This is a genomic window from Flavobacterium sp. (assembly GCF_041911335.1).
Lineage (GTDB): Bacteria > Bacteroidota > Bacteroidia > Flavobacteriales > Flavobacteriaceae > Flavobacterium.
In genome coordinates this window covers 107,829-117,001 of record NZ_JAYRPD010000037.1, presented here as the reverse complement: position 1 = coordinate 117,001, position 9,173 = coordinate 107,829, and the positions used below count along the sequence as shown (strand labels likewise).

Sequence of the window (9,173 nt, the reverse complement as noted above, 5' to 3'; positions counted from 1 at the left end):
TTGTAAAAAAAGCTGAAAAACCACCAGAAAAAAACATTTTTTCAACAGATAATTTTATCAATCAAACAAAATTAAGCATATAAACAAAGGGATACAGAAGTTTTTTTTCTATTTTTGAAAAACTTTCGGATAGTAGTGAACTAAACTAAAACAAAATATCGTGTTTTCAAATCTTTAATCAAACCACAACCGGCTTTTTTAAGACTACTCATTGCTAAATAATATCGTGTTTTCAAATCTTTAATCAAACCACAACGATAGTTCCTGTTTCTGTAACAAATTTTAAAATATCGTGTTTTCAAATCTTTAATCAAACCACAACAGTATCAATGTACTATTCTTTCTCCTTTATAATATCGTGTTTTCAAATCTTTAATCAAACCACAACGGAGTGAGCTATCACCGAAACTCCGTTGTGGCTTGAGTTGTTTAAGCGTTTGAAAAACTTATTTCAATGAACGAGACTTCTAATTTCGAAATCTTGCCTTCCAATGATGGTGTTAATTTCTATTGAATTAACAACTATTTTAAAATAAATAGCATCAACACCACAAACGCATTTTCGATAATCTGATTTAATATGAGAAACTGTTGGAAACAAAAACGGATTTGTTGCAATTTTGTCAAAACATTGGTGCATCATATCAAAATATTTATCGGCTTGATCTAACCCAAACTGACCGATCCCATATTCATAAATACGCAATAAATCTTCTTTTGCTTTTTCGCTTAAATCATAACTATACATTCAACCGTTTCTTAAATTCAGCCAACATTTCCTCTTTGGTTTGTTTTTTAGCCAAACCACTTTTTTCGCCCATTTCAATTTTCATTCGAACAAATTCTACATAAGCATCTTGCTCACGGGCTTGTTTTATTAAATAATTAACCGCTTCACTTTTGCTCGTAAACTCTTCCTTAGCTACCTGTTCTTTTAACCATTCATCATTTTGATTGGCTAAGGTAATGCTTTGTCGTGCCATAATATTTTTATTAAGTGGTGTAAATATACACCAAATATAATTATTTTACAACTTTTGGATTTTTCCTGAAACTGAAATTTTAACTTTGATTGGATTAATATTCGAAAAAGCTTTTAAACTCTGTACTCTCTTTTCTTCCAGCTTATTATCTACAGTAGATGTTTTATGATATCTAAATGAAAAATCAGATGATGACAATTTCTGAACTCTATACAAATGCTCTTTCAAAACTTCATAATCAGGATTTTCCCAATTGATTTCATCTTCGTTTAAACCTAATAAAAACATATCATTAATATGTAATGTAGTCACCATTTCTTTACCATCAAGAGGTAATTGGTAAGCGGATTGTCCTGTTCTTTTGCGTTCAACCACTGTCCAAAAAGTAACTACTTCTTCTTTTAGATTTCCTTTTTCATCTTTGTAAATTAATACGTGATGGTTATTTCTTGGATTTACCCATTGATTTACATTTTCCTTTAATTTTTCTGCTCCACCAATATTTTCTTTTACTCTCACTTTTAAAACTGGAACAGGAGCACCATTTTTATTGGGTAAAAATATTTGCGGTTGTTTTACTCCATTTTCATCTACTACAAAAAAAGTATTAGCTGGAATATTTCCTTTTACAAATCCACCTAATTCTTGGATTCTTTTTATAATTAATAATTTAATAGTTTCATCCACTACTTTTTCTAATTGCTTTTCAGTTGTTAACAATTCTATCGGTTTTCTAACGTGAAAAGCTTCTTCTCCATTAAAGGTTCGTTTCCCGTAAACAGTTTCTTTATGCAGTTGTCCACGAGCAGCAACTCCAACATTTGTATAAGTTTTTCCGTTTTTCTCACATTTGTGGGTTCTAATGGTAATATCGTTTGAAACTTTTTTGTGTGAAACTAGTATTTTATCTACAGCTTTTTCAGCATTATAATGAAATGTTTCCCAAGGCAAAGGAAAGTTTTTTAATTCCGAATTTCTATTATAACGATTCCATTTTGATAATTCTTGAACGTAAGAGGTTTTGGTACAAGCCATTACCAAGGCATCAATGGCATGATGACGGTGATCTTCTCTCGTTTTTTCATTCTCATCATTCAAAATATTATTCATTCCCCATTTTTGACGTAAGTTGGAAGTAGCTTGACCTGGAGAAACAATCACATTTTTACAAATTCTCGATAAATAGTTTTTTGCTTCTTTACTTATATATCTTGTATCATTTAATTGACGAGATGAAAAATCATCGTCAAATTTTTGCTGCACAAAACGTTTGAATTTTTGATAGGCGTTTGGATATTCTTTGGTATCAGTAAATAACTTTAAGGCTCGTTCTTTTATAGCTGACCAATTGGCTTCATCATTTCCATAAAATTCAAAAGGTGTTTTATCTCCTTTTTTACGGTTTTCGTCTGCATAGCAAAGTGTTTTATTAGAAAAACTGTCATTCAAAGAGCGACTCCAAGGATGTATATGTTCAATTTGAACTTCACCAGAAAATAATTGAGTTACAGAAATAGGTTTTCCTGTGTAAGGACAAGTTCGCTTACATTCTTCCCATAACTTATAAAGCAAAATATTATCATGAGTAATTCGTTGTCCTTCTTCTAACAATCTTGCTTTTACTCTATCATTCTCTCTTTCTAATCGTTTTTGTTCTCTACGAATTTTATTTCGTTGTGATTTTGAAATTTTTAAATCACGAGCCACTTCCACTTTGATTTCATCAATCTTGCCGTATTCGTCAATTAATTCGTTGACTAATTTTCGTAATTCAAACAAGGCCGTAATTACAATTGGATTTCGAATGGCTTGTATTTCTTTGTCAGCTTCTTTTCCAACAGGTAATTTTTCTAATAATTCAACAACATCAATAGTCGCAGAATGATGGTATAATTTTCGCAATTGATGGTCTGAAATGTTGTAATCATTCCTAAGAATATCTTTGATAATATCAATGAATCCACCTTTGGTTTTGGAACGAACAATTCCTTCTGCATTGTCAATTAAATAATTTCTTTTCTCATCGGATAATTTCTCCCATTCGGAACCAAAAACATTTTTAATTCCACCAAGTACAACCGCAACGTCATAGGTAAAACCTAATTTTAAAAATGGTAAAATATTTGAAATCGCTTTTCTACTCAAACTAGAATAACCATCTTTAAGATTGAATTTTGCAATAGATTCTGCTTGTTCTTCAGTAAAATTCCAATTTTTAATAGCATATTCTTTTAGATTCGATTTACTGTCGAAGAAATACAGCACATGCCAAATATCTTCTTGCTCCTTCTCAGAAAACTCAAACCATTTTTTACCAAAATATTTTTTATTGGATAAGTTAGAAATTGTGTGAGTCCCAACAATCTTATCGTCATCTTTATAATTGAATTTGAATTCTGCACTTTCTTTACCAATAGCTTTTCTAATTTTCTTAAAATCAGGTTTTTCATTAGCATATAAAAACTCAACTATCTTTTCTTTTTCTTCTTGAGAAATTTTCTTTCCATTATATTCCACGGTATTCACCCATTGCCAAACTCTAAATTGCTCAAAGGGTATTGCACTAATTGGACATTTCGTTTTGTTAGGTTCAAAAGAACAATTTCCAACTAAATGTTTTTGCGAGCGTAAAGGTCGTTGATGGAATAAAATTCCATCTTCTTTGTATCCGTCTAATTTTCTGCCTCCAAATTTTGCTTTTAAATCTTCATTTAAAATAGCATGGAATTGAGCTTGTTTGTTCCAAATTAATTCAAACTCGTCCACATACATTTTACGGGTTGTATATCGATTACGAATTCGCTCCAAACCATCTTGAAAAGGTTGATTTTCTTTGGGATAAATTTCAAATAAATAAGAGCCAAGTGTTTTACCTTGAATACTTTCTTGAGTTTCTGTAATTCCTATTTTACCTTCTTTAGGATTTCCTTTAAAAATCGCACCATCATCGCTTCCTCCTTTTCTACTATTACTTAAAAACCCGCGTCTTTGAATTAAATGATAAAAAATTCTACCTATTTCTTCTAAAGATAATTTTTCATTTAATGCTTTTTGACGTAATTCATAAGGATTTAAAGCAAACCAATTAGCTAATTTTTCAGATGGAAATTCTTTTGTTTTCTTCCAATCTTCAAAATCATTAGTAACCATAGGACACATTTGATTCTCAGCAAGTGCTTTCAATAAAATCTTCTTTCTCAATTTTCTTCTGAAAAATTGTCTTCTAATACCTCTTGCTCCTGTTCGGCTTGCATTTTTAGAAATTTCTCCTTCACCATCCCCTAAGTTTTCAACTCCCATTGGAAATATTCTACTTCCAATACCTAAAATTTTATTTTGAACATCATCAATCAATGCCCACCCAATACTATTAGTTCCTAAATCTAATCCTAAAATCTTTGCCATTTTGTATCGCTTAAAAAATCAATTCATAAATATAAGAAAAGAAAATTACTACAAATACGGAAATCCGTAAACTAACTAAAAAAGTTTTTTGCTATATTTGCAACAGATTAAACTTTCAAATCTTTAATCTTATCACAATAAGGCTATATGCCGTAGGTGAAAACCTTTAGTCCTGCTTCGGTGGGACTTTTTTTTCCCCGTACGGACAGGTCGCGACCTGTCCCCCCTTGATTTAATTTATTAAATCCAATTTATCACAGAAAAAATAAATAACAATTTGTCCCTACAAAACACCCAAAATCTGAATAAAACTATGTTGTTGCTCTAATAACGGATGTAATTCGTTATTAACTTCCTGCATATATCGCATACTTACAGCCGCAACCAAAACACCCTCCAATTCAGGTGTAAAATCAGGTTTCGGTAGTAAAAAGTCACCCTGAAAATACTTACCAATTATTTCTCTAACACAATCACTAATTTCATATTGCTGATTCTCAAAATCAATTTTAGCATACATCAATTGAATTTCAATAAAATCAGCTCCTTTAGGAAAAAACAAATGGTTCCCATCAAGATTATAAAACCTAATTCCAGTTTCCCATTCAAATAAATAGCCCGTAGCAAAAAAAGATGACAAATCTTTTCCTTTAGTCAACAAATAATTCATCAACAAATCCCTACCCGATACCTGTTGCAAACCTACAGCTACACTTCTAGAACCTCTTTCAGAAACCACATCACTATTCTTAATTTTTGTAAATAAACTAACAATTCGAGCATGACGATCAGTATCTTTTACCAAAACCAATAACGGAAACAAAGCCTTTTTAAAAAGTTGAACACTTTTCATACAACGACCAAACTCGCTACCATTTTCACGAACCCTTACCATTGAAGCTTTAGTTTTAATAGCCTTACCATTAAACCCTCCTCCAGCTTTACGCGCAATCCAAACTCCTTTTCGCTTATAAAAAGTAATACCCGATAACGTTCCCTCAATCTGAATTATCCCTGAAACTTTTGCCATAATAAACTAATTTAAAACAAATATAAATATTTATAATAAGTATATAGCAACTATATAGTAACTTTATAATAACTTATATTAATAGATTATCCGATGTCTAACTAGTGCATAAAACAAAAAAAATCCCAAGACTAAGTCTCAGGATTTCTTTTAAATATACTTTTTACTTTTAGCTTTTTACTTTGGACTTAACTATTTAACATCCATCAATTCAACATCAAAAACCAAAGTAGCGTCTGGTGGAATAACGCCTCCAGCGCCTCTAGAACCGTATCCTAAATAAGATGGAATTACAAAACGAGCTTTGTCACCCACTTTTAATAAAGCAATACCTTCGTCCCAACCTTCGATAACTTGACCAATACCTAAAGTAAAATCAATAGGTTGCTTTCTTTTGTATGAAGAATCAAAAACTTGTCCGTTTTCTAATGCTCCTTGATAGTGAACCGATACTTTTTTACCTTTTTCAGCTTGTTTACCATTTCCTTTTTGGATGATTTGGTAACGTAAACCACTTTCAGTTTTTTGAAAACCAGCGGCTAATTTTTCTAAAGCTTCCTCTGCCATTTTTTTTTGCTCCGCAATTCTTTTTTCTCTTGAACCTTCAAATGTTCTGAAAGCTTCAATAGCATTCCATTTTTGAGCGTCTTCTCCTACTCTTACAATTTCTAATGAATCAATTGTATCTCCTTGTGCAATAACATCCACTACATCTTGTCCTTCAACAACATGTCCAAAAACGGTGTGTTTTCCGTCTAACCAAGCGGTTTCAACATGAGTAATGAAGAATTGAGATCCATTAGTTCCAGGTCCAGCATTTGCCATTGATAAAACTCCAGGCCCATCGTGACGTAAAGTTGGGTGAAACTCATCGTCGAAGTTGTAACCCGGACCACCTGTTCCTTGCCCTTGTGGACAACCACCTTGAATCATAAAATCAGGAATTACACGGTGAAATTTTAATCCGTCATAATATGGTTTTCCCATTGGACGAGCCGAATTTTCTAATTGTCCTTCTGCTAATCCTACGAAATTCCCAACCGTTCCTGGTGTTAAATCGTGCGTTAATTTTACTAAAATAGTACCTCTTGAAGTATTGAATTTAGCGTATATTCCGTTTTCCATTTTCTATTTATTAAATTAAAGTGCAAAACTACAAAAATATTACGAACCTATCAATTAAGTTATGTTATAGCATAATCTCCTCACGAATTTAAACAATCTTTAACATCATATAAAACAAGTAAAATATCTTTATGTAGTAAATTTGTGGTCTAAAATCATGAAAAAGAATGGAAAATTTAAAAGGTAAAAAAGCAATCATAACGGGCGGTAGTAGAGGTTTAGGAAAAGCTACAGCTATAGCATTTGCAAATCAAGGAATTGATGTTGCCATAACAGGAAGAAATGAAGCAAATTTAAAAGAAACTATTGCCGAATTAAAAGCATTGGGTATAAACGCTACGTATGCGGCTTTTGACATCGGTAATTATGACGAAGTAAAAAAAGGAATTCAAGAAATCATGAATACTTTTAACACAGTCGATATTTTAGTTAATAATGCTGGAATTGCAGCTTTTGGAAGCTTTTTAGAAATGGATGTGAACCAATGGCAATCGATAATTCAAACGAATGTAATGGGAATGTACTTCGTAACTAAAGAAGTGTTACCTTATCTAATTGCTAACAATCAAGGAGATATTTTCAACGTTTCGTCTACTGCTGGATTAACTGGAAACCCAAATACTTCTGCGTATTCTACATCAAAGTTCGCTGTAATCGGAATGTCAGAATCGTTAATGAAAGAAGTGAGAAAGAACAACATCCGAGTGTGTACGTTAACACCAAGCACAATTGCTTCTGATATGTCGATTCAATTAGGAATAGCAAGCAAAGACTCCACAGAAACCGTATTACAACCTGAAGATTTTGCTGAACTAATCGTTAGTGCATTACAACTTCCAAGAAGAGCTTTATTGAAAAATGCTTCTTTGTGGTCCACAAATCCATAAAATCAACAAAATCTAATCTAAAAGCGATGTTACTTCTGTAAAACATCGCTTTTTTGTTTTTAAACCACTATTCTTCTTATCTTTAATGCTTCAAAATCGATTATGAGAATCGATACTATGATTTTTTTACCCAAATTAATACGAAGTCCATTTGAAGCTTCGATAAACAAATAACGATTCGTATGCAAGCTAATGATTACTTAAATATCAATAAACAAACTTGGAACAACAAAGTAGAAGTTCACGTGAACTCGGATTTTTATGACATGGAAGGTTTTCTGAAAGGAAAATCTACATTAAATTCGATTGAATTGGATTTACTTGGCGATGTTTCTGGAAAAAGAGTTTTGCATTTACAATGTCATTTTGGTCAAGACACCATGACTTTAGCAAGAATGGGAGCTAAAGCAACTGGAATTGATTTATCCGACAAGGCAATTGAAAAAGCGAAAGAAATCAACAATAAATTGAATTTAGACGCGACTTTCATTTGTTGTGATATTTATGATTTACCGAATCATTTGGACGAAAAATTCGATATTGTTTTCACCAGTTATGGCACAATTGGTTGGTTTCCCGATTTAGACAAATGGGCAAAAGTGGTTTCGCATTTCTTAAAACCAGATGGAAAATTTGTATTTGCCGAATTTCATCCTGTAGTTTGGATGTTTGATAATGATTTTAAAGATGTTTTCTATAGTTATTTCAATGTCGAACCTATTTTAGAAGAAGAATCTGGAACTTACGCTGATAAAGAAGCACCTCTAAATGCAAAAACCATCACTTGGAATCATCCAATTTCAGAAGTCTTAAACGCTTTAATTTCAAATGGATTGGTAATTAATTGTTTTAACGAATTCGATTTTTCACCTTACAATTGTTTCAATCAAACCGAAGAATTTGATTCCGAAGGTTCGGAAAAAAAATTCCGAATCAAGCACTTGGAAAACAAAATTCCGATGGTGTATTCGCTTTCGGCAACTAAAAAATAATCTACTATCTTTGCAGCATGCGAATTGATATTATTACCGTTTTACCCGAATTAATGCGAAGTCCGTTTGAAGCTTCGATAATGAAACGCGCCATTCAAAAAGGATTGGTCGAAGTCCATTTTCACAACTTAAGAGATTACACTACGAATAAACAACGAAGTGTAGACGATTATCAATTTGGCGGTGGTGCTGGTATGGTAATGATGGTACAACCTATCGACGATTGTATTTCGAAACTAAAAAGCGAAAGAACCTACGATGAAATCATTTACATGACTCCAGATGGTGAAACCCTAAATCAAAAAATGGCCAATTCCATTTCGATGTACGAAAACATCATGATTTTGTGCGGACATTATAAAGGAGTGGATCAACGTGTGCGTGATATGCACATTACGCGCGAAATTTCGATTGGTGATTATGTATTAAGTGGTGGCGAAATTGGCGCTATCGTATTTTGTGATGCAATTATCCGATTAATTCCGGGTGTTTTAAGTGATGAAACTTCGGCTTTGACGGATAGTTTTCAAGACAATTTGTTATCACCTCCTATTTATACTCGTCCTGCCGAATACAAAGGATTAAAGGTTCCAGAAGTATTGTTGAGTGGCAACTTCGGAAAAATTGAAAAATGGCGTGAAGAAATGGCCTACGAACACACCAAAAACAGAAGACCTGATTTGTTGGAAGAGTAAAATTAATATTTGAAAGAAAATTATCAATTATTAATTGTTAATTATTAAAATTATTT

Annotated in this window: 8 protein-coding genes; 3 read left to right on the top strand and 5 right to left on the bottom strand. The window is 32.3% G+C overall.

The genetic code is table 11. The annotated features are described in order from the left end of the window. Positions 1–451: 451 nt before the first annotated feature. The 5 genes from ACE3PD_RS06010 to ACE3PD_RS05990 form a co-directional block, all read right to left on the bottom strand. Complete coding sequence (locus tag ACE3PD_RS06010; RefSeq protein WP_374400543.1) at positions 452–748, bottom strand: type II toxin-antitoxin system RelE/ParE family toxin; 297 nt, start codon at positions 746–748, stop codon at positions 452–454. Next, the gene (locus ACE3PD_RS06005) at positions 741–983 is read right to left on the bottom strand and encodes a type II toxin-antitoxin system ParD family antitoxin (protein ID WP_374400541.1); all 243 of its coding nucleotides are present in this window, start codon (positions 981–983) and stop codon (positions 741–743) included. The genes ACE3PD_RS06010 and ACE3PD_RS06005 overlap by 8 nt, the downstream gene beginning before the upstream one ends. A 45-nt stretch (positions 984–1,028) precedes the next feature. Next, positions 1,029–4,388, bottom strand: a complete 3,360-nt coding sequence (gene cas9 / locus ACE3PD_RS06000) for a type II CRISPR RNA-guided endonuclease Cas9 (protein WP_374400539.1) — start codon at positions 4,386–4,388, stop codon at positions 1,029–1,031. A gap of 283 nt (positions 4,389–4,671) precedes the next feature. Continuing rightward, complete coding sequence (locus ACE3PD_RS05995; RefSeq protein ID WP_374400537.1) at positions 4,672–5,418, bottom strand: hypothetical protein; 747 nt, start codon at positions 5,416–5,418, stop codon at positions 4,672–4,674. A gap of 192 nt (positions 5,419–5,610) precedes the next feature. Then, positions 5,611–6,543 carry a peptidylprolyl isomerase gene (locus ACE3PD_RS05990; RefSeq protein ID WP_374400535.1) on the bottom strand — a complete coding sequence of 311 codons (933 nt, stop codon included), beginning with the start codon at positions 6,541–6,543 and terminating at the stop codon, positions 5,611–5,613. Between the two features lie 167 nt (positions 6,544–6,710). Between ACE3PD_RS05990 and ACE3PD_RS05985 the strand changes: the two genes are divergently transcribed. From ACE3PD_RS05985 to trmD, 3 genes are all read left to right on the top strand, one after another. After that, positions 6,711–7,430: a 3-ketoacyl-ACP reductase gene (locus tag ACE3PD_RS05985; protein ID WP_374400533.1), complete on the top strand. Its 720-nt coding sequence runs from the start codon at positions 6,711–6,713 to the stop codon at positions 7,428–7,430. Between the two features lie 182 nt (positions 7,431–7,612). After that, positions 7,613–8,422 (top strand): class I SAM-dependent methyltransferase, encoded by an 810-nt coding sequence (locus tag ACE3PD_RS05980; protein ID WP_374400531.1) that lies wholly within the window; start codon positions 7,613–7,615, stop codon positions 8,420–8,422. 17 nt (positions 8,423–8,439) lie between these two features. Further along, positions 8,440–9,117 carry a tRNA (guanosine(37)-N1)-methyltransferase TrmD gene (gene trmD, locus ACE3PD_RS05975; protein ID WP_194096522.1) on the top strand — a complete coding sequence of 226 codons (678 nt, stop codon included), beginning with the start codon at positions 8,440–8,442 and terminating at the stop codon, positions 9,115–9,117. The last annotated feature ends 56 nt before the right edge of the window (positions 9,118–9,173 follow it).